Annotated in this window: 14 protein-coding genes; 8 read left to right on the forward strand and 6 right to left on the reverse strand. The window is 64.9% G+C overall.

The window, feature by feature from the left end; translation table 11 throughout:
- Nucleotides 1-96: 96 nt before the first annotated feature.
- Nucleotides 97-12,993 (reverse strand): non-ribosomal peptide synthetase, encoded by a 12,897-nt coding sequence (locus LQ249_RS22285; RefSeq protein WP_232565915.1) that lies wholly within the window; start codon nt 12,991-12,993, stop codon nt 97-99.
- Nucleotides 12,994-13,038: 45 nt separating this feature from the next.
- Nucleotides 13,039-13,791, reverse strand: coding sequence for a thioesterase II family protein (locus LQ249_RS22290; protein ID WP_108524675.1), 753 nt, complete (start codon nt 13,789-13,791; stop codon nt 13,039-13,041).
- 303 nt (nt 13,792-14,094) lie between these two features.
- Here LQ249_RS22290 and LQ249_RS22295 point away from each other — a divergent pair, with 303 nt between their 5' ends.
- Nucleotides 14,095-14,646, forward strand: coding sequence for an RNA polymerase factor sigma-70 (locus LQ249_RS22295; RefSeq protein ID WP_017845800.1), 552 nt, complete (start codon nt 14,095-14,097; stop codon nt 14,644-14,646).
- 36 nt (nt 14,647-14,682) lie between these two features.
- Here the strand turns inward: LQ249_RS22295 and LQ249_RS22300 are convergent, their stop codons facing one another.
- On the reverse strand, nt 14,683-15,471 hold the full coding sequence (locus tag LQ249_RS22300; RefSeq protein ID WP_079444439.1) for a substrate-binding periplasmic protein: 789 nt from the start codon (nt 15,469-15,471) through the stop codon (nt 14,683-14,685).
- A gap of 92 nt (nt 15,472-15,563) precedes the next feature.
- Nucleotides 15,564-16,187, reverse strand: a complete 624-nt coding sequence (locus LQ249_RS22305; RefSeq protein WP_046382540.1) for a TetR/AcrR family transcriptional regulator — start codon at nt 16,185-16,187, stop codon at nt 15,564-15,566.
- A 154-nt stretch (nt 16,188-16,341) separates the two neighbouring features.
- On the opposite strand from LQ249_RS22305, the gene LQ249_RS22310 reads away from it, so the two are divergent.
- The 7 genes from LQ249_RS22310 (at nt 16,342) to ppnP (ending at nt 25,137) form a co-directional block, all read left to right on the forward strand.
- Nucleotides 16,342-18,120 carry an acyclic terpene utilization AtuA family protein gene (locus tag LQ249_RS22310; protein ID WP_177029975.1) on the forward strand — a complete coding sequence of 593 codons (1,779 nt, stop codon included), beginning with the start codon at nt 16,342-16,344 and terminating at the stop codon, nt 18,118-18,120.
- 75 nt (nt 18,121-18,195) lie between these two features.
- Nucleotides 18,196-19,812, forward strand: a complete 1,617-nt coding sequence (gene atuC, locus LQ249_RS22315) for an acyl-CoA carboxylase subunit beta (protein ID WP_232565916.1) — start codon at nt 18,196-18,198, stop codon at nt 19,810-19,812.
- Between the two features lie 528 nt (nt 19,813-20,340).
- Complete coding sequence (gene atuD, locus LQ249_RS22320; RefSeq protein WP_102619013.1) at nt 20,341-21,498, forward strand: citronellyl-CoA dehydrogenase; 1,158 nt, start codon at nt 20,341-20,343, stop codon at nt 21,496-21,498.
- Complete coding sequence (locus LQ249_RS22325) at nt 21,495-22,262, forward strand: enoyl-CoA hydratase/isomerase family protein (RefSeq protein WP_046484819.1); 768 nt, start codon at nt 21,495-21,497, stop codon at nt 22,260-22,262. Before atuD ends, LQ249_RS22325 begins: the two co-directional genes overlap by 4 nt.
- Nucleotides 22,259-24,172: an acetyl/propionyl/methylcrotonyl-CoA carboxylase subunit alpha gene (locus tag LQ249_RS22330; RefSeq protein WP_442962245.1), complete on the forward strand. Its 1,914-nt coding sequence runs from the start codon at nt 22,259-22,261 to the stop codon at nt 24,170-24,172. Before LQ249_RS22325 ends, LQ249_RS22330 begins: the two co-directional genes overlap by 4 nt.
- Nucleotides 24,173-24,245: 73 nt before the next feature.
- Complete coding sequence (locus LQ249_RS22335) at nt 24,246-24,788, forward strand: exonuclease domain-containing protein (RefSeq protein WP_057003877.1); 543 nt, start codon at nt 24,246-24,248, stop codon at nt 24,786-24,788.
- Nucleotides 24,789-24,852: 64 nt separating this feature from the next.
- Nucleotides 24,853-25,137, forward strand: coding sequence for a pyrimidine/purine nucleoside phosphorylase (gene ppnP, locus LQ249_RS22340; RefSeq protein ID WP_017849400.1), 285 nt, complete (start codon nt 24,853-24,855; stop codon nt 25,135-25,137).
- A gap of 62 nt (nt 25,138-25,199) precedes the next feature.
- On the opposite strand, the gene LQ249_RS22345 is transcribed toward ppnP, so the two are convergent.
- Both LQ249_RS22345 and LQ249_RS22350 read right to left on the reverse strand, forming a co-directional pair.
- Nucleotides 25,200-26,006, reverse strand: a complete 807-nt coding sequence (locus LQ249_RS22345; protein ID WP_046382533.1) for an MOSC domain-containing protein — start codon at nt 26,004-26,006, stop codon at nt 25,200-25,202.
- Nucleotides 26,007-26,045: 39 nt separating this feature from the next.
- On the reverse strand, nt 26,046-26,981 hold the full coding sequence (locus tag LQ249_RS22350; RefSeq protein WP_046382532.1) for a chemotaxis protein CheV: 936 nt from the start codon (nt 26,979-26,981) through the stop codon (nt 26,046-26,048).
- Between the last annotated feature and the right edge of the window lie 4 nt (nt 26,982-26,985).

The following is a 26,985-nucleotide window of genomic DNA, read 5'->3' on the forward strand; positions in this document are numbered from 1 at the left end:
CTATCGGGGGCAAGCCCCCTCCCACATTTGAAGGCATGAGCCCGGTCGAGTGTGGGAGGGGGCTTGCCCCGATGAGGCCCATGCAGGCAGCGAAAATTACAGGCCCTCCAACTCCGCCATCAAATCACTCAACCGATCCACCTTCTCGGCACTGATCGCTGTCGCCGCCAGCCCATCGATGTACTCGGCCAACTGCGCCACCGTGCTGCACTCGAACATCGCCCGCAACGGCACATCCCGTTGCAACGTCTTTTGCACGCGCGAGGCGATCTGCGTGGCCAGCAACGAGTGCCCGCCAAGTTCGAAGAAGTTGTCCTGCACGCCCACCCTTTCGACTCTCAGCACTTCGGCCCAGATTGCGGCCAAGGTGGTTTCCAGCTCATTGCGCGGCGCCAGGTAGCCCTGGCTGTGCAACTGGCCGATCTCCAGGGCCGGCAGGGCGTTACGGTCGAGTTTGCCATTGGCGTTGAGCGGCAGGCGCTCGAGCCAGAGCCAATGCAGTGGCACCATGTATTCCGGCAGTTCAGAACGCAGGTGTTGCTTGATGCGCTCCAGGCACTCGCCAGGGTTGAACGCAGCATCAGCGGCCACTAGATAGCCGACCAGATGCTTGCCACTGACGCCCTCCTGCACCCCGACCGCCGCGTCGCGCACTGCCGCTTGCTCATGCAGACGCGCTTCGATTTCCCCCAGCTCGATGCGGTAGCCGCGGATCTTCACCTGATGGTCGATACGCCCGACGTACTCCAGCACCCCATCGCTGCGTCGCCGTGCCAGGTCGCCGCTGCGGTACAGACGCTCGCCCGCGGCGCCGAACGGGTTGGGCACGAACACCTGGGCGGTGCGCAGCGGGTCGCTGACGTAACCGCGCCCTACGCCGGTACCGGCGACGCACAGCTCGCCCACCGCGCCCTGCGGCACCAACGCCAGTGCAGCGTCCAACACGTACAAGCGGTTGTTGTCGGTCGGCGCACCAATCGGCAGGTAAGTGCCCCGGGTCGAGGCCAGGTCGACACGGAAGAACGCCACATCATCCGAACATTCCGCCGGACCATAAGCGTTGACCAAGCCAATCTCGGGGTAACGCAGCAACCACTGTTGCGCCAGCTCCGGCGGCATGGCTTCACCGGTCGGCAGCATCCAGCGCAGGCCGTCCAGGCGGATGCGTGCCTCGGCCAGCATGCCCTGGATCAGCGACGGCACGCTTTCCAACACGCTGATGCCCTGGGCCTGCACATGGGCGAGCAAGCCCTGAGGATCGTGGGCGACGGCATTCGGCACGATATCCACCCGCGCGCCGAACAGCGGCGCGGCAAGGAACTGCCACACCGAAATATCGAAACTCTGCGAGGCGGTTTGCGCGATCACATCCACCGGGCTCAGGTCCAGGTACGGCACCTTGCTCAACTGGTTGTTGAGCATGCCGCGCTGTTCGACCATCACGCCTTTGGGCTGGCCGGTGGAGCCCGAGGTATAGATCACATAGGCAAGGTTGTCCGGGCCACTGTAAATGCCGGGGTTTGCCCCACGAGCAGGCACCTCCTCCCACACCAGCAACTGGCATTCCACGCCTTGCAGCAGCTCAATGGCCTGCTCGCGACACGCCTCGGTACACACCAGCAACGGGGTGCGGCTCAGCTCGATAATCCGGCTCAGACGCTGACCGGGCAGCCCCGGGTCGAGCGGCAGGTAACCGGCACCGGCCTTGAAGCTACCGATGATCATGCCGAGCAAATCGAGACTGCGCTCCGCCAGCAATGCCACCGGCTGATCCAGGCCGACACCCGCGGCGATCAGTGCGTGGCCCAGGCCGTTACTGCGCCGGTTCAACTCGGCATACGTCCACTGTCGGTCGAGGCACGTGGCGACGATGCGTTGCGGATGCTGCGCCACCTGGGCTTCGAACAGCTCGATATAGCTGCGCTCCAGCGGGTAGGCGTGCTCGCTCCGGTTGCAGCCGTGTACCAGGAATTCACGCTCCTGCGCGCCCATCAATGGCAGCTCGGCCATGTCGCCATGAAAACCCTGCATCAGCGCCAGCAGCAGGCGCTTGAACTCACTCAACATGCCCTGCACGGTGCTTTCATCGAAGTAACGCTGGTCGTAGGACAGGTGCAAACCAAGCTCATCGCCCGGATAGCACACGGCCGTCAGCGGGAAGTTGGTGTGGGTGCGGCCGGAGTCCGAGGTAGCATTCAGGCTTTGCGCACGGTCGAGCACCGAGACTTCCACCGGGGCGTTTTCGAACACGAACAGGCTGTCGAACAGCGGTTGGCCCTTGGGCAATTCGCTGTGTTCCTGAAGGGTCACCAGCGGCAGGTATTCGTACTCGCGCAGTTGCATATTGCTGTCGAGCAGGCCATTCAACCAGTGGCGCACGCTGCACTGTTGGCCCTCCTCGGGCAGCTTCACACGCAGCGCGATGCTGTTGATGAACAGGCCGACGGTCCGTTGCATGTCCGGCATGTCCACCGGACGCCCGGCCACGGTGACGCCGAACAGCACGTCACGCTCGCCGCTCAAGCGCCGCAGCACCAGGGCCCATGCGGCCTGGGCAAAGGTGTTGACGGTCAGTTGATGGGCCTGGGCCAGTTCGCGCAGGTGTATACCGTCGCGGGCATCGAGGCGGGTGTAGCAATCGCCCACTACCATGCCGCCGCTGCCACCGGCGTGTTCGCGCAGGAACGGGCGGTCGCTGGGGATCGGCGTGGTGCGCTCGAAGCCCCGCAGGTTGTGCTGCCACCACTGGCGCGCCGCACTCAGGTTCTGGCGTTGCAGCCAGGCGATGTAGTCGCGATAACGCGGCGGCGTGGCCAGTTGCGCGTCGTGGCCTGCGCCGAGGGCCGTGTAGAGGTCGAAGAAATCATTCATCAACAGCGAACGGCACCAGGCATCGATGAGGATGTGGTGGTTGCTCATCATGAACCAGTAGCGCGCTTCAGCGACGCGGATCAGACGCAGGTGGAACGGCGCCTGGTTGAGCAGATCGAAACCGGCTTCGCGCTCGGCCTTGAGCAGCGCTTGCAGGCGCGGTTCCTGTTCGGCCTCGGCAACGGCGCGCCAGTCCAGGTACTCGATCGGCGTACTGCCGGGTTTGTGGATCACTTGCAGCATGTCCTCGCCAACGTTCCAGCAGAACGAGGCGCGCAAGGCTTCGTGACGGGCGATCACCGCTTGCCAGGCCTGGGCGAAACGCTCGGGGTCGAGGGCGCTGTCGATGCGGTAGCGGTCCTGCATGTAGTAGAGGCCGGTGCCCGGTTCAAGCAGGGTATGCAGCAGCAGGCCTTCCTGCATCGGGGTCAGCGGGTACACGTCTTCGATCGCACTGGCGGGCACCGGCAAGGCGTCCAACTGCGCCTGGGTCAGGCGCGCCAGGGGGAAGTCGGAAGGCGTGAGGCCGCCGGCACCGTCCTTGAGGCAATGGGCGATCAGGCTGTGCAGTTCGTCCAGGTAGGCCGCGGCCAACTCGCCAATCGTCTGCTGATCGTGGCGTGCGCGGCTGAAGGTCCAGCGCAGCACCAGTTCGCCGCCGTACACCTGGCTGTCGACACTCAGTTCGTTGGGCAGCGGCGCATCCGGGTCATGGGCGGGGCCGGCGGATTCCTCCAGCGGGTGGAACAGTGCATCGGCGCCGAAGCTCTGGTCGAACTGGCCGAGGTAGTTGAAGGTGATGTCGGCACTCGGCAGTGCGGCCATCGTCTGTTTGCACAGGTCGTCCGCCAGGTAGCGCAGCACGCCGTAGCCCAGGCCTTTGTGCGGCACGCCGCGCAGTTGCTCCTTGATGGCTTTGATCGATGCGCCCTGCTCCGCCAGCGGCGTCAGGCGCACCGGATAGGCGCTGGTGAACCAGCCGACGCTGCGGGTCAGGTCGATCTCATCGAACAGGGTTTCGCGGCCGTGGCCTTCCAGTTGGATCAGCGCTGAGGCGTGACCGCTCCAGCGGCACAGTACGCGGGCCAGGGCAGTCAGCAGCAGGTCGTTGACCTGGGTGCGATAAGCGCTGGGGGCTTGTTGCAGTAACTGGCGGGTGCGTTCGGCGTCCAGGCGCACACTGAGCGTCTCGGCATCGCGATGGCGCAATGCGCCGTGCGGGCGCGCCACCGGCAAGGGCACCGCCGCACCGGCCAAGCGCTCCTGCCAGACGCACAATTCTTCGCGCAGGGATTCGCTGCCGGCATAGGCCTGCAAGCGGGCGGCCCAGTCGCGCAAGGCACTGGTCTTGGCCGGCAGGCTGACGGATTGGCCGTCGCTCAATTGGCGATAGCCGTTTTGCAGATCCTCAAGCAACACACGCCACGACACACCATCCACCACCAGGTGATGGATCACGATCAGCAGGCGCTGCTGGCCTTGCGGGCCGTCCACCAGCAACGCGCGCAACAGCGGGCCGTGGGCCAGGTCGAGGCTGCGTTGGGTGTCGCTGAACAACGCGCTGCACTGTTGCAGATCACACACTTGCGCCTGCATCAGCACACCGCCCTCCGGCACGGCCAGGTGTTCGGCGTGCCATTGCGCGTTGCGCCGGGTGAAGCTCAGGCGCAGCGCGTCATGCTGTTCCAGCACCGCCAGCAGGGCTTGCTCCAGGCGATGGGGATCGAGCAGTTGCAGCGGTTTGAGCACCAGCGCCTGGTTCCAGTGTTGACGCGCAGGAATCTCTGTCTCGAAGAACCACTGCTGGATCGGCGTGAGCCCCGAGCGGCCGCTCAGCACGCCTTGCTCGGCGCTGACCTGCTCGGCGCGCGTGGCGACGGCGGCCAGGGTCTGTACGGTCTGGTGCTGGAACAAATCCCGCGGGCTGAAGTGAATCCCGGCCTGGCGCGCACGGCTGACCACCTGGATCGACAGGATCGAATCGCCGCCCAGTTCAAAAAAGTTATCGTCGAGACCGACCTGCTGCACGTTCAACACCGCGCACCAGATCGCCGCCAACGCCTGCTCCAGCGCGTTGCGCGGCGCCACGTAGTGTTGGCGATTCGCCTCGGCATCCGGCGGCGGCAAGGCGCGGCGGTCGAGCTTGCCGTTGGCGGTCAGCGGCATGCTGTCCAGCACGAGCCAATGGGCGGGCACCATGTAGTCCGGCAGTTGCGCTTTGAGGTGCGCCTTCAAGGCGTCGCGCAAGGGGCCGTGCTCGGCGTCGCTGGCCAGATAGGCCACCAGCTGTTTGCCGCTCGGCGAATCCAGCGCCAGCACCACCGCTTCCCGCACGGCGGGATGTTCAAGCAGGCGCGTTTCGATCTCGCCCAGTTCGATGCGGAAACCACGGATCTTCACCTGATGGTCGATCCGCCCGAGGTATTCCACCTGGCCATCGCTCAGTTGGCGCACCAGATCGCCGGTGCGGTACAGGCGACCGCCACGGGCCGCGAAGGGGTCCGCGACAAAACGCTCCGCCGTCATCCCCGGACGCTGGTGATAACCCTGCGCCAGCCCTGCCCCGCCGACGTACAACTCGCCGCTCGCGCCTTGCGGCACCAGGGCCAGGTCGGCGTCGAGAATATAGGCCACGCGGGCGCCGACGATGCTGCCGATCGGCACGCTGCCGACGCCCTCCGCCAAGTGCTGCGGTGCGAGGCCGGCCAGCGGCATCACCACGGTTTCAGTCGGGCCGTAGGCGTTGAAAAACACCTGCGGCTGGAACGCGGCGCGGATGCGCTGCAGGTGTTCGCCGGTCAGCGCCTCGCCGCCGGTGATGCACAACCGCACCGGCAAGGTCTGCCGCTGGGTTGCCAGCCATTGCGCCAACTGGCTGCCGTAGCTCGGGGTGAAGCCCAGCACATTGATGCGATGGGTGCGGATCAGCCCGCAGATCTGCTCGGCATCCCACTGGCCCTGGGCGCGCAATACCAGTTGTGCGCCGCTGAGCAACGGCACCAGCAAACGCTCGGTGGCGGCGTCGAAGTTGATCGAATAGAAGTGCAGCTCACAGTCATCCGGGCGCATGCCGAAACGCTCGATCACGGCCTGGCAGTGCATGGCGATTTCGCCGTGGCACACCACCACACCTTTCGGCTTGCCGGTGGAGCCGGAGGTGTAGATCAGGTACGCCGGGTGTTGCGGCAGGCTGAGAAACGGCGGCTCACTGGCCGGGTAGTTCGCCAGCACCGGCAGGTCGTCTTCCAGGCACCAGCACGCCAGCGTCGCCGGCAGTTCACCGAGGGCGGCGAACATCGCCGCATCACTGAGCAGCAAGCCGATGCCGCTGTCTTCGATCATGTAATGCAGGCGGTCCAGCGGGTACTCCGGGTCCAGCGGCACATAGGCGCCGCCGGCCTTGAGAATCGCCAGCAGGCCGATGACCATTTCCAGGGAGCGCGGCAACGCCAGGCCGACCCGCACCTGCGGGCCGACGCCACGCTCGCGCAGCATCCAGGCCAGGCGGTTGGCGCGGGCATTCAGTTCGCGGTAGCTGAGGGTCTCACCGGCAAACGTCAGTGCCGGCGCGTCGGAACGAGCCAGTGCCTGCTGGTTGAACAGTGAGTGAAGGCACTGGTCGAGGCGCTGTTCAGCCGCGTCGCTCCCCAGGCTGCGCTGCAATGCGTGCTGCTCGTCGGCACCCAGCATCGGCAGTTCGCTGAGGCGTTGCTGCGGGTCGGCGATCAGCGCTTCAAGCAGGTTGCACCAATGTTCGGCCATGCGCGCAACGCGCGGCTCATCGAACAAATCGGTGCTGTAGGTCAGGCAGCATCCCAGGCGATGGTCGAGGTCGGTGACTTCCAGGTTGAGGTCGAACTTGGTCGCACGCGCATCGTTGGCCAGGTACTCGACGCTCATCCCGCCCAGTTGGCGGCGCTGCTGGAATTCCCAACGCTGCACGTTGCACATCACTTGGAACAGCGGGTTGTACGCCGCGCTGCGCGGTGGTTGCAGCGCTTCCACCAGATGGTCGAACGGCAGGTCCTGGTGAGACTGGCCCTCGATCACGGTGTGACGGACTTGCTCGAACAACTCACCGACGCTCATCTGCCCGTCGAGCCGGCAACGCAGTACCTGGGTGTTGAGGAAAGCGCCGATCAGCCCTTCGCTTTCCGGGCGAATCCGATTGGCCACCGGAGCGCCGATGCGCAGGTCGGTCTGGCCGCTGTAGCGGTAGAGCAACACCGCCAGGGTGGCGGTCATGCTCATGAACAGGGTCAGGCCGTGCGCAGCATTGAAGGCCCGAACGCGCGCGGCCAGTTCGTCGCTCAAATCAAAACGGTACAGCCCGCCGCGGTGGCTTTGCACCGGCGGCCGCGGGCGGTCGCCGGGCAGTTCCAGCAGCGGATGCTCATAACCCAATTGCGCGATCCAGTAATCGAGCTGGCGCTGGCGCTCGCCGGACTCCAGCCACTGGCGCTGCCACACGCTGTAGTCGAGGTACTGCACCGGCAGCGGCGCCAGCGGCGAGTCGCGCTCATCGATGAAGGCTTCGTACAGCGCGCTGAGTTCACGGGCAAAGATGTCCATGGCCCAGCCTTCGGTGACGATATGGTGCAAGGTCAGCACCAGGTAATGCTCCTGCGCGCCGGCCTTGACCAGGCACACGCGCAACAGCGGCCCGGTTTCCAGGTTGAACGGCGTGTGCGCCTCGACATCGGCCAGCTGCTGCAAGCGTTGCTCGCATTCGAGGTGGCTCAGCGCCGAGAAGTCCTGCCAGCCCATGCGCAGGCCGGTCTGCGCCGACACCTGCTGCTGGGCCACGCCATCGACGCTCGGGAAGGTGGTGCGCAGGGTTTCGTGACGCATGACCAAGGCCTGCAACGCGGCCTCGAAACGCCCCACGTCGAGCACCCCGCGCAAACGCGCCATGCCGCCGACGTTGTACGCCGGGCTGTCCGGCTCCAACTGCCAGAGGAACCACATCCGCTGCTGGGAATAGGACAGCGGCACCGGCCGGCTGCGGTCGACCTGGGCGATGGCGGTCTGTTGGTTGCGTTGGCCGGCGGCCTGGATCTGCCCGACCTGCTCGGCAAACGCGCCGAGTTCGCTGGCTTCGAACAGGGTGCGCAACGGCAGCTCGACGTCACACGCCTGGCGGGTGCGCGAGATGATTTGCGTGGCCAGCAACGAATGGCCGCCGAGGGCGAAAAAATCATCGCGCAGGCCGATCCGCGGCAGGCCCAGCACTTCGCGCCAGATCGCCGCAATCTGCTGCTGCAACGGGCTCTCGGGGTCAACGTGTTCGCGGGTTTGCCACACCGGCTCGGGCAGCGCACGGCGGTCCAGCTTGCCGCTCGGGCTCAGGGGCATGGCGTCCAGGCGCATCAGGTGCGCAGGTACCATGTATTCCGGCAACCCGGCGGCCAGGGCGGCTTTGACGGTTTGGGCGTCGAGCGCGGCAGTGGCGGTGTAATAGCCGATCAATTGATCATCGCGCACCAGCACCACGGCCTGGGCGATACCGTCGAGGGCCAGCAGGCGCGCTTCGATTTCTTGCGGTTCGACGCGAAAGCCGCGCAACTTGACCTGCTGATCGAGACGACCGAGGTAGTCGAGCACGCCGTCAGCGCTCCAGCGTGCGCGGTCACCGCTGCGATACAGACGGCTGCCCGGCGCGCCCAAGGGGTCGGCGACAAAACGCTCGGCGGTGAGCCCGGCGCGGCCGAGGTAACCGCGTGCCAGGCCGATGCCGCCGATGCACAGCTCGCCCGGCACCCCCGCTGGCAACGGGTTGAGCTGTTCGTCGAGCACGCGGCAGATCACATTGCCCAGCGGTCGGCCAATCGGCGAGCGCTCGCCATCCTCGGCGCGGCAGTGCCAATGGGTGACGTTGATCGCGGTTTCGGTCGGGCCATAACGGTTGTGCAACTGCACCGCCGGCAACCGCGCAAGCACACGGTCACGCAACTCGGCGGGCAAGGCTTCGCCGCCGCAGAACAGACGGCGCAGGCTGGTGCATTCGGCCGCCAACGGCTCGTCGATAAACAGCTGCAACAGCGGCGGCACAAAGTGCAGAGTGGTCACGCCATGGGCCTGCACCAGTTGCGCGATGCGCTGCGGGTCGCGCTGCTCGCCCGGCCCCGCCAACACCAGGCGGCAGCCGGTGATCAGCGGCCAGAAGCACTCCCACACCGACACGTCGAAACTGATCGGGGCTTTTTGCAGCAGCACGTCGTTGTCATTCAGCGCGTAGGTGGCCTGCATCCACTGCAAGCGCTCGGCCAGGGCCGCATGAGTGTTGCCCACGCCCTTGGGCTGGCCGGTGGAGCCGGAGGTGTAGATCACGTAGGCGAGGTGCTCGCCGTCCAGATGCAGGCCCGGCGGCTGGGTCGGCCAGCGGTCGAGGTGCAGGCTGTCCATGGCGATCACGCACACGTCTTCGGCCGTGGGTAATTGCGCCAGCAACGCGGTCTGGGTCAGCAGCAGGTGGACGCCGCTGTCCTTGAGCATGTAGGCCAGGCGCTCGGCGGGGTAATCCGGGTCCAGCGGCACGTAGGCGCCGCCGGCCTTGATGATCGCCAGCAGGCCGATCAACAGTTGCGGCGAACGCTCGGCGGCGATGGCCACGCACACGTCGGGGCCGACGCCCTTGTCGCGCAGGTAATGGGCCAGGCGGTTGGCCTGGGTGTGCAGTTGGGCAAAGCTCAGGCTGCCGCCCTGCCAGACCAGCGCGGTGCGGTCCGAGGTGTGTTGGTTGAGCTGTTCGGGCAACCATTGCCGGGCCGGCGCGCAAGGCGCTTCGCTCCAGGGCCGCTGTTCGTCGTGTTGCATCAATTTGAGGTCGCCGAGGGCCCGCTGCGGTTGCTCGCACACGGCGTGCAGCAGGTTGATGAAGTGCTCGGCCAGGCGTTGGATGGTGGTGCTTTCGAACAATTCGTCGGCGTAGTCGAACGCCAGGCTCAGGCGCCCGTTGCGGTCTTCTTCGCTGTGCAATTGCAGGTCGAACTTGGCTTCGCGGCTGTGCCACGCCAGCTCTTCGGCGAGCAGGCCCGGCAGGCGACGCAAAGCGCCGAGGTCGCGCTGCTGATGGTTGAACATCACCTGGAACAGGCCCTGTTCGCGGGCGTGGGGGAACGCTTCGAGCAGTTGCTCGAAGGGCAGATCCTGATGAGCCTGGGCGCCCACTGCCGCCTGGCGCGTGGCCGCCAACAGCTGGTTGAACGGCAGGCGCCCGTCCAGCTCGGCGCGCAGTACCAGGGTGTTGATAAAGAAGCCGACCAGGCCTTGGGTTTCCTGGCGCGGGCGGTTGGCGCTGGGCACGCCGATGCGGATGTCGCGCTGGCCGCTGTAGCGGTAGAGCAAGGTCTGGAACGCCGCGAGCAACAGCATGAACGGCGTCGATTGGTTGGCCTGGGCAGTCTGGCGAATCGCCGCGCTGAGGCTTGCGCCCAGACGCACGCTGTGGCGCGAAGCACTGTTGCGTTGCCGCGCCGCACGCGGGTGATCGGTGGCCAGGCTCAAGGCCGGGTGTTCGTCTCCCAACTGCGCCTTCCAGTACGCCAGTTGCCGCTGGCCTTCGCCCTCGGCCAACCATTGGCGCTGCCAGTTGCCGTAGTCGGCGTATTGCACGGCCAGTGGCGGCAGTTGCAGGGGCTGGCCCTGGGACGCCGCGGCGTACAGGCGCGAGAACTCATCGATGAGGATATTCAGCGACCAGCCGTCGGCGATGATGTGATGCAGCGTCACCAGCAACTGATGATCTTCGTCGTCCAGGCGCACCAGGCTCACCCGCAGCAACGGGCCGTTTTCCAGGTCGAACGCGGTGTGCGCCTGCTCCTCGCGGATCTGCTGCGCCCGGGCTTCGCGCGCGGCGGCGGGCAGGTCACCAAGGTCGATGACGTGCAAGTCGAATGCGCTGCTGGCCAACACCCGTTGGAAGGCTTGCCCATCCCGTTCGTAGAAGCGCGTGCGCAGGGCTGGGTGGCGCTGGATCAGGTGCGCGAAGCTGGCGCGCACCGCGTCTGCATCCAGCTCGCCGCGCAGGCGCAGGGCACCGGGGATGGTGTATGCGTGGCTCTGCGGGTCGAGTTGCCAGGTGATCCACAGGCGATTCTGTGCGAGGGATTGCGGCAGTTCATCCTCATGCGACAAGCACTGGATCGTGCCTTGGGCGACGCCGCCATCCTGCTGCAACTGTGCCACATCGGCAGCGAAGGCCGACAAGGTCGGCGCTTCGAACAGCAGGCGCAGGTTCAGTTCCAGGCCCAGGGTTTCGCGCAGGCGCGCAACCACTTGGGTCGCGCTGATGGAATTGCCGCCGAGCAGGAAGAAGTGGTCATCCGCCGCTACCGTCGCCACCTGCAACTGCTCGCACCAGATCGCCGCGATCTGGGTCTGCAAGGTGGACGCCAGCGCGACATCACTGGCCGCGCCTTGCAGGCCGGGGAACTGCGCATAGCTGTCGAGGCTGCCATCGGCGTAACGCAACGCACATGCCGAGCGCTGCAGCTTGCCGCTGGAGGTCTTCGGCAACGCGCCGGGGTTGAGCAACACCACCACGCACGGCGCCTCTTGATAGGCTTCGGCCACGGCTTGGCGGATCGCCGTGATCAGCGCTTGCGGCGCGAGGATTTTCTGCACGCTGCGGCTGATCTCAGCGGCGATACCGATGCCTTCCTGGCCCTGCTCATTCACCGCGAACGCCGCAACCCGGCCTTTGCGCACCACCTCCACTTCGCGCTCGATGGTCTGCTCGATGTCCTGCGGGTAGAGGTTGTGGCCGCGCACGATCAGCAGGTCTTTCAAGCGCCCGGTGATGTACACCTCGCCCTCGCGGATAAAGCCCAGGTCGCCGCTGCGCAGCCAGGTGCGGCCGGCGTGCTGGACGAAGGTCTTGGCGCTGGCTTCGGGGTTGCGCCAGTAGCCGTGGGCAATGCTCGGGCCGCTGGCCCAGAGTTCGCCGACGCAGTTGTCAGGCAGTTCGCTCAAGGTGTGGGGATCGGCGATCAGCACCGCGTGGTCCGGCTGATGTGTGCCGCAACTCATGATCGCCGCGCCCGGCCCCGGCTCGGCGCGGTTGGCGGCCAGCGCCTGAGCATCCAGGCGCAGGGCCGGGATGCCGTGGCCACGGCGGCCGCCGGCGACAAACAGGGTTGCTTCGGCCAGGCCGTAGGAGGCGAAGAAGTTGTTCGCGGTGAAACCGCACGGGGCGAACTTCTCGGCGAAGCGTTCCAGGGTGTCGAGGCGGATCGGTTCGGAGCCGGAATACGCCACGCGCCAGCGCTTCAAATCCAGGCGTTCCAGGGCCGATTCGCTGACCCGTTCGCTGCACAAGCGATAGGCGAAATCCGGGCCGCCGCTGATGGTGCCGCCGTATTCGCTGATCGCTTCCAGCCAGCGCAAGGGCCGGCCGAGGAAGTACGCCGGCGACATCAATACGCAGGGCACGCCGCTGAAGATCGGTTGCAGCAGGCCGCCGATCAGGCCCATGTCGTGGTACAGCGGCAGCCAGCTGACGATCACGTCATCCGGGTTCAGGTCGATGCCGAAACCGCGCCGGATCAGCAGTTCATTGGCGACCAGATTGCCGTGGCTGACCTGCACGCCCTTGGGCAAGGCGGTGGAGCCCGAGGTGTATTGCAGGAAGGCGATGTCGTCGGCTTGCACATCGGTGGCGACCCAGCGCTCGGCAAGCGCGCTGTCGAGGGTGTCGACCGCCAACAGCGGCGGCGCGTTTTCGATTTGCGCCAAGTCATCGCCGAGGCTGGCGATGGTCAGCAACAGGCGCGGTTCGGCGTCGGCGATGATCGACAGCAAGCGCGCCTGGTGATGGTGACGAGCGGACTCCGGCGGATAGGCCGGCACCGCGATCACCCCGGCGTACAGGCAACCGAAGAACGCCGCCACATAGTCCGGCCCGCTGGGGAACAACAACACGGCACGGTCGCCCAGGTCGGCGTTGGCCTGCAGGGCGGCGGCGATGGCACGGGCGCGTCGGTCGAGGTCGCGGTAGCTGAGGACCACGTTGTGTTCGGCGGACTCAGCGAGGAAACGCAGAGCGATCCGCTCCGGAGTCTGCGCGGCGCGGCGTTGAAGGGACTGGGCCAGGGTGCGGGGAAGTTCGAAGGCGTCCATCATGGGGGTTCCTGCCTGAAATCGGCTTACGGGAAAATCGGGAAGGGTTCAGCCGGCGGTCAGTCGCCGCGCCGCGCCATTGCGCCAGCGCGCCAGGTGTTCCTCGGCGTAGCGCCGCACACAGCGCAGCACCGCGCTTTCGTGCTGCACCAGAAAGAAGTGGTGGCCGTCGAACAGGTCCAGGGAAAACCCGCTGGCGGCGTCTGCCTGCCAGTCGAGTAACTGGTCGGCGCGCACGCTGTCCTGCTTGCCGCCGAACACATGGATCGGCATGCCCAGCGGCTCGCGTCGGCCGTAGGCGAAGCTGCCGCAGAGCAGGAAGTCGGCGCGCAGGATCGGCAGCATCAACTGCATCAATTCGCGGTTGGCCAGGGCTGCTTCGGCGGTGCCTTGCAGGTCGCGCAAGCGGGCGATCAGTTGCTCATCGGTCTTTTCGCGGGCGTACTCGCTGACGTCGCGCCGCGCCGGGCCGGCGGTGCCGGACGCAAACAGCGCCAGCGGCGCAGGCACGTTGCGCGCTTTGAGCGCGTGCGCCAGCTCGAACGCCAGCAGGCCGCCAAGGCTGTGGCCGAACAACGCGTAGGGGCCGTTCAGGTCACGACTGATTTCATCCGCCAACTGCGCGGCCAAGGCGCCGATGTCGCATTGCAACGGCTCGTCCATCCGCATACCGCGCCCCGGCAACTCCAGCGGGCACACCTGCAACCAGTCCGGCAGAACACGCCGCCAACGCACGTACACCATGGCGCTGGCCCCCGAATAAGGCAGGCAGAACAGGCGCAGTCGAGTCGGCGCGCTCATCGCTCGACGCCCCCCACCTGAAACGCGCCATATGCACGATAAAAACCCATCTCGCCCTCCTGCGGGTGCTGATCCTTGGCCGTTTTACCAACGAACCTGTCACCCAGAAGAACGGACGGCGCTGCCAAATAATTAGTCGTCGAGGACGAGCGAGACGGGGTTCACACCTTCAGCCCACGGACAAAATCAGTCAGACTTCTCATTTGACAATAATTATCATTCAGCATAATTTGTTGCCCGATGTGTAGGAGGCCTCAGCACGGACGCCCTCCCCTAACCTCTTTTGCGATCAAGGTGATTTCCATGACGGAACAAGTATCCACAGGCAGGTGCGACTCACCGCTGCTCCAGGCATTCGTCGATAATCGGCTGATTCTGGTAAAGATCGCAGCACGTATTACCGGCTGCCGCTCCCGGGCCGAAGACGTCGTGCAGGATGCCTACTTCCGGCTGCAATCGGCGCCGACGATCACCTCATCGTTCAAGGCGCAATTGAGTTATCTGTTCCAGATCGTGCGCAACCTGGCGATCGATCACTATCGCAAGCAGGCCCTGGAGCTCAAATATTCGGGGACCGAAGAGGAAGGCTTGAATGTGGTGATTCAGGGCGCGTCACCGGAAACTTCGCACATCAATTTCAACACCCTGGAGAACATCGCCGACGCCCTGACGGAACTGCCCCAGCGCACCCGCTATGCGTTCGAGATGTACCGTCTGCACGGCGTGCCGCAAAAGGACATCGCCAAGGAACTCGGCGTCTCGCCGACCCTGGTCAACTTCATGATTCGCGATGCGCTGGTGCATTGCCGCAAGGTGTCGGGCAGTCACAGCGATACATTTGCACGGCGGCTCTGAAACTCGCCCCGGCGCGAAGCCTGGTCTCCCGAAACCTCAGGGCACCGCCGTCACATCGATGCGATAGGGCTCGAATATCTTCAACAGCTCGCCGTCATCGCGCAAACGTTTGAGCAGGCCGGCAAACGCTGCGCTGCTGATCGGCGCTTTGGGCCGCAGCAACGCGTAGTGGTGGTACACCTGGTCGACGCGCTCCGAGATCAGGAACTGGGCGGCCATGTCGACGTTGCGCGCCAGAAAATCACTCAGGTACGAGCGGGTCACCAGGGCGATATCGGCGCGACCGCGCGCGACCATCAGCAGGTTGCTGTCATGGGAGTAGGTCAACGTCGCGTTGAAGTGCTCGGCCATGAACTTGGGGTCGGCATTGAAGTTGGCGAAGGCGTAGTGATAACCGCTGAATACCGCCAGGCGCTTGCCGCCAAGGCTGGCGAAATAATTCTGGTCGCGATCGGGCTCACGCTGGGCGACGAAGATTTCGGCATCTTCCAGGCCCATGTCGACCGTGGTGTGAGGAATCTTCTGCCAGCCCCAGTCGGGGTTTTCGAAAATCGCCACGTCGACCCGGCCCTGCTCGAAATCGCGAAAGCGTCGCGGGATCGAGGTCGGCACCAACACGAACTGATAATCGGTTTGCGAGGCGTTCAGGGCTTCGACCAACTGCGGCAGTAATCCGGTGTCGGCGCCCTGCTCGGGGCGCACGGTGTACGGCGGAAAATGCGCAGCGCCGATCCTCACCAATTGCGCAGCCGAAGCCGGCATCCACGCAACGGTGCCCAGTGCCCATAAAGTAAGTCCTGCAGCCAGTCGCCATGGCGAAAACATTAAGGCACACACCGTTTAACCTGCTGATGGCAATAAGCTAGGCGTTTTTGTCTGGCGAGACAACTTCCACCGGAAAATTAATAGCTTGCGCCTCAATCAGCCTTCAAAACCATCAACAACGCCTCTTCGGCCAACTGCTCGAGGGTCAAGCTGCCCTCGGCGCGGAACCAAGTTGTGGTCCAGGACAAGGCACCGGTGAGGAAGCGCCGGGCGATAAACACATCCCCCTTGATATAGCCGGCGGCCTTGGCCTCGCCCAGCACCTGCAGCCAGATCGCTTCATAGACATCACGCAAAGCCAGCACCTGGGCCTGGCCCTCGGCCGACAGCGAACGCCACTCGTACACCAACACCGCCATGGCTTCGCCGCTGCCGCCCATGATCGACTGCAATTCGCAGCGAATCAGCGCCAGCACGCGCTCGCGCACCGTGCTCGCCTCTTCCAGCGACGCACGCATCAGCGCAGTGTTGTAGCGGATGGTTTCTTCCATCACCGCGCGCAGGATCTCGTCCTTGCTCTTGAAGTGATGAAAGATGCTGCCGGACTGGATGCCCACGGCACCGGCCAGGTCGCGCACGGTGGTGCGCTCGAAACCCTTGTTGCGAAACAGGTGAGCCGCGGTTTGCAGCAACTTGCCCCGGGCACTGTCGGGGTCGGTCAATTGGCCGCCGTCGACCATGGCGCGCATCACCCGCAGGGCTTTGTGCTCATCCATGCTGCTCTCCTTTACGTCTGCTGACATCTTGGCCGGCAATTTAGGCCGTGCCTGCCAGCCAAGCAAGCGCTTGGCTGAAAACTTGTGCCCGGAGTTTACAAACCAAGCGCTTGCTTGGTAGTCTCGTCGCCAGCCATTCGAGGAAGGATTTCTCATGAGCAAGACGGTTCGCATCGGCTGCGCCAGCGCCTTCTGGGGCGACACCTGCACCGCCGCCGCCCAGTTGGTACACGGCGGCAAGCTGGACTATCTGGTGTTCGACTACCTGGCGGAAGTCACGATGTCGATCCTCGCCGCTGCGCGGATCAAAGATCCCCAGGCCGGCTACGCCACGGACTTTGTCGAGGTGCTGTCGCCGCTGCTGGCCGAGATCCAACGCCAGGGCATCCGCGTGATCAGCAACGCGGGGGGCATCCACCCCCAGGCCTGCGCCGCCGCCCTGCAAGCGGCCTGCGACGCGGCGCAACTGCCGCTGAAAATCGCAGTGCTGCTGGGCGATGACCTGCAGCCCCAACTCAAACACCTGCGCGGCAGCGTCGACATGTTCAACGGCGCGCCGCTGCCGCCGCTGTGCGTGTCCGCCAATGCCTACCTCGGCGCGCCGGGCATTGTCCGCGCGCTTGAGCTGGGGGCGGACATCGTCATCACCGGGCGGGTGGTCGACAGCGCGGTGGTCAGCGCCGCGTTGGTGCATGAATTCAACTGGTCATGGCAGGACTACGACCGCCTCGCCCAGGCCGCCCTGGCCGGGCATATCATCGAATGCGGCGCGCAGTGTACCGGCGGCAACTTCACCGATTGGCGCGACGTGCCGGATTACGAGCACATCGGTTTTCCCATCGTCGACGTCAGCGCCGACGGCCAGTTCACCGTGAATAAAGTCGCGGGCAGCGGCGGGTTGATCAGCGAGCTGAGCGTGGCCGAACAACTGCTCTACGAAATCGGCGACCCGCGCGCCTACTTGCTGCCCGATGTGATCTGCGATTTCAGCCAGGTCAAATTGCAGCAGCAAGGCAAACACAGTGTGCGTCTGCACGGTGCCAAGGGTTTGCCGCCGACCGCTCAATACAAAGTCAGCGCCACTTACCCGGATGGCTTTCGCTGCACCGCCAGTTGCCTGATCGCCGGGATCGACGCGGTGGCCAAGGCCGAGCGGGTCGCCCAGGCGATTATCGACAAGACGTCGGAGCTGTTCAGCCAGCGCGGTTGGGCGCCCTACACCGAGGTGAACATCGAACTGCTCGGCAGCGAAGCCACCTACGGCGCGCATGCGCGACGCCGGGACTGCCGCGAGGTGGTGGTGAAGTTGGCGGTGCGCCACCCGAGCAAGCCGGCGCTGGTGCTGTTCGCCCGCGAAATCGCCCAGGCCGCCACCGGCATGGCGCCGGGGCTGACCGGCATCGTCGGCGGGCGGCCGACGGTGTATCCGTTGATTCGACTGTTTTCGTTCCTGATCGATAAATCGTCCTGTGAGCTGGCGCTTGATTTGCAGGGTGAACGCCACGCTTGCGCGCTCCCGGCCAGCCACGCACTGGGCACGCCGGCGGCCGCCCTCGAACCGCCCAAACCCCAAGGCCGCGCCGATGCCAGCGTACCCCTGGTGAAACTCGCGGTGGCCCGTTCCGGCGACAAGGGCAACCACAGCAACATCGGGGTGATTGCCCGCGACCCGGCGTACCTGCCGTGGATCGCCGAAGCCCTGACCCCGGCCGTGGTCGTCGACTGGATGGGCCACGTGCTCGACCCGGTCCACGGTCGCGTCGAACGCTGGTACCTGCCCGGCAGCCACAGCCTCAACTTCCTGCTGGAAAACGCCTTGGGCGGCGGCGGCATCGCCAGCCTGCGCATCGACCCGCAGGGCAAGGCGTTTGCCCAGCAGTTGCTGGAAATCCCCATCGCCGTGCCGCAGCACATCGCCGATCAACTCACGTAAAGGAGCGTTGCCGTGGCCTTCGACTCGATCTTCAAAGCCGACCTGCCGGATGTCCTCAAAGGGGAGTCATAAACCATGCCGGTGATCGAAACCCTGATCGACGCCCACAGCCCAGACTTTGTGCGCAACCGCGAAGCGCTGCTAGCGAGCCTGCAGCAACTGCGCCTGTTGGAGCAGAACCTGTTGAGCAAGGCGCAGGAAGCCAAGCCCAAGTTCGACAAACGCGGGCAATTGCTGCCGCGTGAACGCCTCAACCTGCTGCTGGACCCTGGCGCGCCGTTCCTGGAACTGGCCAGCCTGGCCGGCTACAAACTCCATGACGACAAGGACGGCAGCGCCGCCGGCGGCGGGTTGATCGCCGGCATCGGTTACGTCAGCGGCGTGCGCGTGCTGGTGGTGGCGAATAACAGCGCGATCAAGGGCGGCACCATTTCCCCCACGGGCCTGAAGAAATCCCTGCGCCTGCAACAGATCGCGATGGAAAACCAACTGCCGGTGGTGACCCTCGCCGAAAGCGGCGGCGCCAACCTCAACTACGCGGCGGAGATTTTCGTCGAAGGCGCGCGCAGCTTCGCCAACCAGGCGCGCATGTCGGCCATGGGCTTGCCGCAGATCACCGTGGTCCACGGCTCGGCCACGGCGGGCGGCGCGTATCAGCCGGGGCTGTCGGATTACGTGGTGGTGGTGCGCGGCAAGGCCAAGCTGTTCCTGGCCGGCCCGCCGCTGCTCAAGGCCGCGACCGGCGAAGTCGCCACCGATGAAGCACTGGGCGGCGCCGAGATGCACGCGCAAATCGCCGGCACCGCGGAATACCTGGCGGAAAACGATGCCGACGGGGTGCGGATCGTGCGCGAAATCGTCAGCCTGCTGCCGTGGAACGAGCGCCTGCCGTCGATGCCCAAACGCACGTATGCCGAGCCGCTGTACCCCATCGACGAACTGCTCGGGCTGATCCCCGACGACCCGAAAAAACCCTACGACGTCCGCGAAATCCTCGCACGCCTGGCCGATGGTTCGAACTTCCTCGAGTTCAAGGGCGAGTTCGACGCACATACCGTGTGCGGCCACCTGCACATCCAGGGCCGCGCCGTCGGCGTGATCGGCAATAACGGCCCGATCACGCCCAAGGGCGCCAGCAAGGCCGCGCAATTCATCCAACTGTGCGACCAGAGCCGCACGCCGCTGCTGTTCCTGCACAACACCACCGGCTTTATGGTCGGCACCGAGGCGGAACAGCAAGGCGTGATCAAGCACGGCGCGAAGATGATCCAGGCGGTGACCAATGCACGTGTGCCCAAACTCACCGTGGTGGTCGGCGGCTCCTACGGCGCCGGCAACTACGCCATGTGCGGCCGCGGCCTCGACCCGCGCTTCATCTTCGCCTGGCCCAACAGCCGCACCGCCGTGATGGGCGGCGCCCAGGCCGGCAAAGTGCTGCGCATCGTCACCGAAGCCAAACAACGGAAAGACGGCCTGACCCCCGACCCCAAGATGCTCGACATGCTGGAACAAGTCACCGCACAGAAACTCGACAGCCAATCCACCGCACTGTACGGCAGCGCAAACCTATGGGATGACGGCCTGATCGACCCAAGGGATACCCGCACGTTGCTGGGGTTCCTGCTGGATATTTGCCATGAAGCCGACATGCGGACATTGCAACCGAACAGCTTTGGCGTAGCACGGTTCTAAAGTCATCAAGACAACAAAACCCTGCTGTTGCTCTGCTGTTGCTCTGCTTTTGATCTTGATCTTGATCTTAGGCGCCCCGTCAAACCACGCTGGCCGAACGCAGGCTTGAATCCGTGGGTAACCCGGCAGGACGCCGGGTTAGCCGTCCTGGGCCAGGGATGGCCCATGACGGCGGCCCACGGATTCAAGCCTGCGTTCGGGCACACCGAGCCTAGGCGAGGTGCCGAGTGGTGGGGCAAGAGCCCTTTTGGTTACTTTTGGGGCTCTTTTCCAAAAGTGACCCGCTGTAAGAGCGGAACCCATAGCAGCCGTTACCAAAGAAACGGATATGTACTCAACCCAAAAAAATGGTCGACCCAGAGGCCGCCATCGGGGGCAAGCCCCCTCCCACATTTGGAGCGAGGTGAGCCCAATTTCGAGCGAGGTGAGCCCATTGGATATCTACCCGCTGTAAGACCGCCAGCAAACCAGCTCCCACAGATGGAGCCATGCACACCCGAAGAACGCCCACACGGAGAACAATAAAAAATGATCTTCACCCAAGAACACCAGGCACTGCGCCGCACCGTCCGCACCTTCGTCGACCGCGAGATCAACCCCCACGTCGACGAATGGGAAAAAGCCGGTCGCTTCCCCATCCACGATATCTTGCGCAAGGCCGGCGACCTCGGCCTGCTGGGCATATCCAAACCCGAACAATTCGGCGGCATGGGCCTGGACTACAGCTACTCCATCGTCGCCGCCGAAGAATTCGGCAGCATCCGCTGCGGCGGCATCCCCATGTCCATCGGCGTACAGACCGACATGTGTACCCCCGCCCTCGCCCGCTTCGGCTGCGACGCACTGCGCGAAGAATTCCTGCGCCCGGCGATCAGCGGTGCGCAAGTCGGTTGCATCGGCGTCTCGGAAGCCGGCGCCGGTTCCGATGTGGCCGGGCTGAAGACCCAGGCACGCAAGGACGGCGACGACTACGTGATCGACGGCAGCAAAATGTGGATCACCAACTCGCCGAGCGCCGACTTCATGTGCCTGCTGGCCAACACCTCCGACGACAAGCCGCATCTCAACAAGTCGCTGATCATGGTGCCGATGAACACACCGGGGATCAGCGTCAGCCCGCCCTTGGAAAAACTCGGCATGCACAGCTCCGAGACCGCCCAGGTGTTCTTCGACGGCGTGCGTGTGCCGCAACGCAACCGCATCGGCCATGAAGGCGCGGGGTTCATGATGCAGATGCTGCAATTCCAGGAAGAACGCCTGTTTGGCGCGGCCAATATGATCAAGGGCCTGGAGTCCTGCATCGACAGCACGATCGAATACTGCAAGGAGCGCCAGACCTTCGGCAAAGCGCTGATCGACAATCAGGTGATTCACTTTCGCCTGGCCGAACTGGCCACCGAAATCGAATGCCTGCGCGCCCTGGTCTACCAGGCCACCGAGCAGTACATCAAAGGCCAGGACGTGACGCGCCTGGCCTCCATGGCCAAGCTCAAGGCCGGGCGGCTGGGCCGCGAAGTCAGCGACAGTTGCCTGCAATACTGGGGCGGCATGGGCTTTATGTGGGACAACCCGGTGGCCCGCGCCTATCGCGATATGCGCCTGGTGTCGATTGGCGGCGGCGCCGACGAAATCATGCTGGGCATCATCTGCAAACTGATGGGCACCCTGCCGGGGAAAAAACCATGAACACCCTGCTGCTCGAACCCCATAACGGGGTGCTGCACATCACCCTCAACCGTCCGCAAAGCCGCAACGCGATGAGCCTGGAGATGGTCAATGAACTGCGCGCGGTGCTGGCGCAGTTGGACGATCAGGTGCGCGCGCTGGTGATCAGCGGCGCGGCCGGGCATTTCTGTGCCGGGGCGGACGTGAAAGACCTGCTCGGCGCCAGCGACAAGGCGCAATTGCAGGCGCTGAACCGCGCGTTCGGCACCTTGCTGCAGGAAGTTGAAGCCGTGCCCCAAGTGGTGATCGTGGTGCTGCAAGGCGCGGTGCTGGGCGGTGGCTTTGGTTTGGCGTGCGTCAGTGATATTGCGCTGGCTGATCACCAGGCGCAGTTCGGCTTGCCCGAGACCAGCCTGGGCTTGCTGCCGGCGCAGATCGCGCCGTTTGTGGTCAAGCGCATCGGTCTGACGCACGCGCGCCGGCTGGCGCTGACGGCGGCGCGGTTCGACGGGGTCGAGGCTGAGCGCTTGGGCGTGGTGCATTTTGTCGAGCGCGATCCGCAGGCGTTGGCCGAACGCCTGGATGAAGTGCTGGGCCAGGTATTGCGTTGCGCGCCGGGGGCGAATGGGCGGACCAAGGCCTTGCTGCTGGCCAGCGCGGAGCAACCGCTGGGACCGTTGCTGGATCAGGCCGCCGCGTGGTTCGCCGAGGCGGCGACGGGCGAAGAAGGGATCGAAGGCACCCAGGCCTTTGTGCAACAGCGCAAGCCACGGTGGGCCGAATGAACAAGATCCTGATCGCCAACCGCGGCGAAATCGCCTGCCGCATCCAGCGCACCGCCCAGGCCTTGGGCTATCGCACCGTAGCGGTCTACAGCGACGCCGACGCCCAGGCCGCGCACGTGCAGATGGCCGACGAAGCCGTGAATATCGGCCCGGCGCCGGTGCAGCAGTCCTACCTGAATATCCCGGCGATTCTCAGCGCAGCCCAACGCACGGGTGCCGACGCGGTCCACCCCGGCTACGGCTTTCTCTCTGAAAACCCCGATTTCGCCCGCGCCTGCATAAACGCCGGGCTGACCTTCATCGGCCCCAGCGTCGAGGCCATCGAACTGATGGGCAGCAAGCGTCGGTCCAAACTCGCCATGCTCGAGGCCGGTGTCCCGTGCATCGCCGGCTACCAAGGCAGCGCCCAGGACGACGCCACGTTGCAAATAGAAGCTGAACGCATCGGCTTCCCGCTGATGATCAAGGCCAGTGCCGGCGGCGGCGGCCGAGGTATGCGCCTGGTGCATCAGCGCGAACACCTGCAAGAGCAACTGCGCAGCGCCCGCTCCGAAGCCCTGAATGCATTCGGCAGTGACGAACTGATCCTGGAACAGGCGCTGATCGAACCGCGCCACGTCGAAATCCAACTGTTCGGCGACAGCCACGGCAACCTGATCCACCTCGGCGAACGCGACTGCTCGGTCCAGCGCCGCCATCAGAAAATCATTGAAGAGGCGCCCTGCCCGGTGATGACCCCGGCCCTGCGCCAGGCCATGGGCGACGCGGCGCTGAAGGCCGGGCGTGCGGTGAATTACGTCGGCGCCGGCACGGTGGAGTTCCTGCTCGACCGCGACGGCCGGTTCTACTTCCTGGAGATGAACACTCGCCTGCAAGTCGAACACCCAGTCACCGAACTGATCAGCGGCCTCGATCTGGTCGACTGGCAACTGCAAATTGCCGCCGGCCAACCGCTGCCGTTACAGCAAGCGCAGGTCAGCCTCAGCGGCCACGCCATGGAAGTGCGCCTGTACGCCGAAGACCCGGCCCAGGGCTTTCTGCCGCAAACCGGTGCGGTGTTGCGCTGGGAACCGGCCGCGGGCGTGCGGGTCGACCACGGCGTTCTCGAAGGCCAGCGCATCAGCCCGTTCTATGACCCGCTGCTCGGCAAGATCGTCGCCCATGGCGCCACCCGCGAGGAGGCGCGGCGCAAGCTGCTGCGCGCCGTGGAGGACACGGTGCTGCTGGGCGTGGCGAGCAACCAGCAGCTGTTGACCGACCTGCTCAAGCACCCGAAGTTTATCCACGGCGACTTCAGCACCGCGTTGATCGCCGAACACTTCAGCGAGATCCGTCGCCCCCGCGCATCCGCCGAACAGTTGGCCCTGGCCGCCGCGCTGTTTTATCAACACAGCGCTCAGGCCCATGCCCCGGCCTTATCGGGGTGGCGCAACGGCGCTGACGTGCCGTGGAGCTATCAGTTGGCCGTCGACGATGCGGTCCAGGACATCACGGTCAGCGTCCTCGCCGACCATCACCTGCAGGCCAACGGCATCGACATCCGCCACCTCAGCAGCGACGGCCGCTGGGCCACCGCAGTGATCAACGGCATCCGCCGCCGCAGTGCCTACCACCTCGACGGTGCCCAGCTGTGGCTACCGGGCGTGAGCGTGACCAACCGCACCCACCACGTTGCCAACCGCCAGCCCCCAACCGGCGGCGGCAGGGTCGAGGCGCCGATGGACGGCGCCATCGTCGATGTGCGCGTGCGCGCCGGTGAACGCGTCACTCAGGGGCAACTGCTGCTGGTGCTCGAAGCGATGAAAATGGAGCATCCGCTGAAGGCCGGCATCGACGGTGTGGTCAAGGCCGTGCAGGTCATGGCTGGCGATCAGGTGCGCAATCGCCAGGTGTTGCTGGAGATCGAATAAAGCCTGGGCGGAACTACGCGGCCGGGCTACGCTCTATCCCCATCAGGACGGGAAGAGTACGGGAACCTGCACGATGCCTCATTGGCTGATTATTGACCTTGAAGCCACAACGGATGACGGCGGCTGGCCCGTGACGGAGATGGAAGTCATCGAGATCGGCGCAAGCCTGGTCAACCGCCAGGGCCGCGAGTTGGATCATTTCCAGCGTTTTGTGCGACCGCAGCGGCGTCCATTGCTGACTCCCTTCTGCCGCAAGCTGACCCATATCACCCAGGCGAACATGGACAGCGCCGCGCCTTTCGGCGAAGTGTGGGCGCTGTTCGAGCGCTGGCTGGGCCGGCATCAGGCACACCTGGAAGGTTGGGCCAGCTGGGGCGACTACGATCGCCAGCAGCTCGAGCTGGAGTGGCAGCGCCATGGCCTGAGCAGCGCGCTGGCCCAAACGCCCCATATCAACCTCAAGCAACGCTTTGCCAAGGCCAGGCGCCTGGACAAGCCAACGGGGCTCAATAGCGCCCTGCAATTGGCGGGAATGCAGTTCAATGGCCAGCAACACCGGGCGCTGGAAGATGCGCGCAACACCGCACGCCTGTTACCGCTGATTTTGCCGGTCTAGGCAGCTCCCTTGCCCTTGGGCATACTGGCCGACCTTTCCAGACCCTTTTTCCGAGGATTCGCCCATGTTTAAAGTCAACGAGTACTTCGACGGCACCGTCAAGTCGATCGCTTTCGGCACCGCAGAAGGTCCGGCGACCATCGGCGTCATGGCCCCGGGTGAATACGAATTCGGCACCGCCCAGCGTGAAATCATGCACGTGGTATCCGGCGCCCTGACCGTCAAGCTGCCCGACAGCAGCACCTGGGAAACCTTCGCCGCCGGCAGCCTGTTCCACGTTCCGGCCAACAGCAAGTTCCAGCTGAAGGTCGCCGTGGACACCGCTTACCTGTGCGAATACCGCGGCTAAGCAATTCCCGCGCGAAAAAAATGCCCGTCTCGCAGGAGACGGGCATTTTTTTTGGGGACGCATTATTCGAGGACAGTCACCGGCATGCCCACTTCCAGGCGGCCCACGCCATCGTTGACCAGGTTCTGGCCGAACATCGCGCCGTCTTCGGTCTTGCGATAGGCCTCCAGCGTCACGAAGGGTTCGCGGTCGGCACTGCGCTCGCCGGTCTGCGGGTCGATGGTGGTCAGAATGCAGCGTGAGCACGGCTTGACCACGCGAAACTCGACATCGCCGATGCGCAGGCGTTTCCAGCCGTCTTCGGCGAACGCATCGCCACCGTCGATCACCAGGTTGGGGCGAAAGCGCAGCATTTCCATGGGCCGACCGACGTGCCGGGACAGGTCGTCCAGGGAGGCCTGGCCGATCAGCAGCAACGGGTAACCGTCGGCGAACGCGACCTGATCATCGTCCTTGCCATAACCGGCTTGTGTGGTGCGCGCGCGCTCCAGCGGGATGTGGACCAGCCGCGTTGGCTTGCCGATAAAGTCGCTGACCCAGGCGGCGGCGGCATCGCCCGCATCCGGCACGCGCAAGGTGTCGCGCCAGATGGTCACACCGCGCAGTTCAGCCTCGCTGCCGGGCAACGCCACGTCCAGCGCTGCGTAGCCAGGCGAACTGAGGGTCAGGCCACCGCTGCGGTTCCACAGCGCCGACAGCTGGCTCATCGTCGCCACGGCGCGCTGCGTCAAGAAACGCCCGCTGGCTTCGTCCACCAGCATCCAGCGTCGATCGCCATCCAACCCGAGCTTGTCCAGGCCGATCTGCTGCAACGTTTCGGCCTTGCCGGATTTCAAAGGGTAACGGTACAGCGCGCTGAGACGGAGCATGAGCCTGCATTCCTGAGGGGCAAAACCGTCACCCTAAGGTCAAGCCGGCGCTTCGTCCAGCATCAGTCGCTGACGCACCACATCCACCAGCTTGTCCGGCTGGAATTTGGACAGGAAGTTATCGCACCCGACCTTCTTCACCATCGACTCGTTGAAACTGCCCGACAGCGAGGTGTGCAGCACCACGTACAGCTCACGCAGGCGTGGGTCATTGCGGATCTCGGTGGTCAGGCGGTAGCCGTCCATCTCAGGCATTTCGGCGTCGGTGAAGATCATCAGCAATTTGTCGGTCATCACCTGGCCGCTGTCGGCCCAGGCCTTGAGCATGTTCAGCGCCTTGAGGCCGTCACTGGCGATGTGCATCTTCACGCCCAACTGGCCCAGGGTGTCGCGCAACTGCGACAGCGCGACATTGGAGTCGTCCACCAGCAGCACTTCACGGCCACGGGCGCGCTCCAGTATCGGGTCATCGAGTTTATCGCGGGAGACCTTGGCGTTGTATGGCACGATCTCGGCGAGGACTTTTTCCACGTCGATGATTTCCACCAACTGGTCATCGACCTTGCTGATGGCCGTGAGGTAGTGCTGGCGCCCGGCGCTGGTCGGCGGCGGCAGGATGGCTTCCCAGTTCATGTTGACGATGCGATCGACGCCGCCCACCAGGAACGCCTGCACCGAGCGGTTGTACTCGGTGACGATGATGGTGCTGTTGGGCCCCGGCACCAGCGGGCGCATGCCGATGGCCTGGGACAGGTCGATCACCGGCAGGGTCTGGCCCCGCAGGTTGACCACGCCGCACACAAACGGGTGGCGCTGAGGCATCAGGGTCAGCTTGGGCAGTTGCAAGACCTCCTGCACCTTGAACACGTTGATCGCGAACAGCTGCCGCCCGGCCAGGCGAAACATGAGAATCTCCAGGCGATTCTCACCCACCAATTGTGTGCGTTGATCTACCGTGTCGAGAATGCCGGCCATTAAA

The organism is Pseudomonas sp. 7-41 (assembly GCF_021233075.1).
Lineage (GTDB): Bacteria > Pseudomonadota > Gammaproteobacteria > Pseudomonadales > Pseudomonadaceae > Aquipseudomonas > Aquipseudomonas veronii.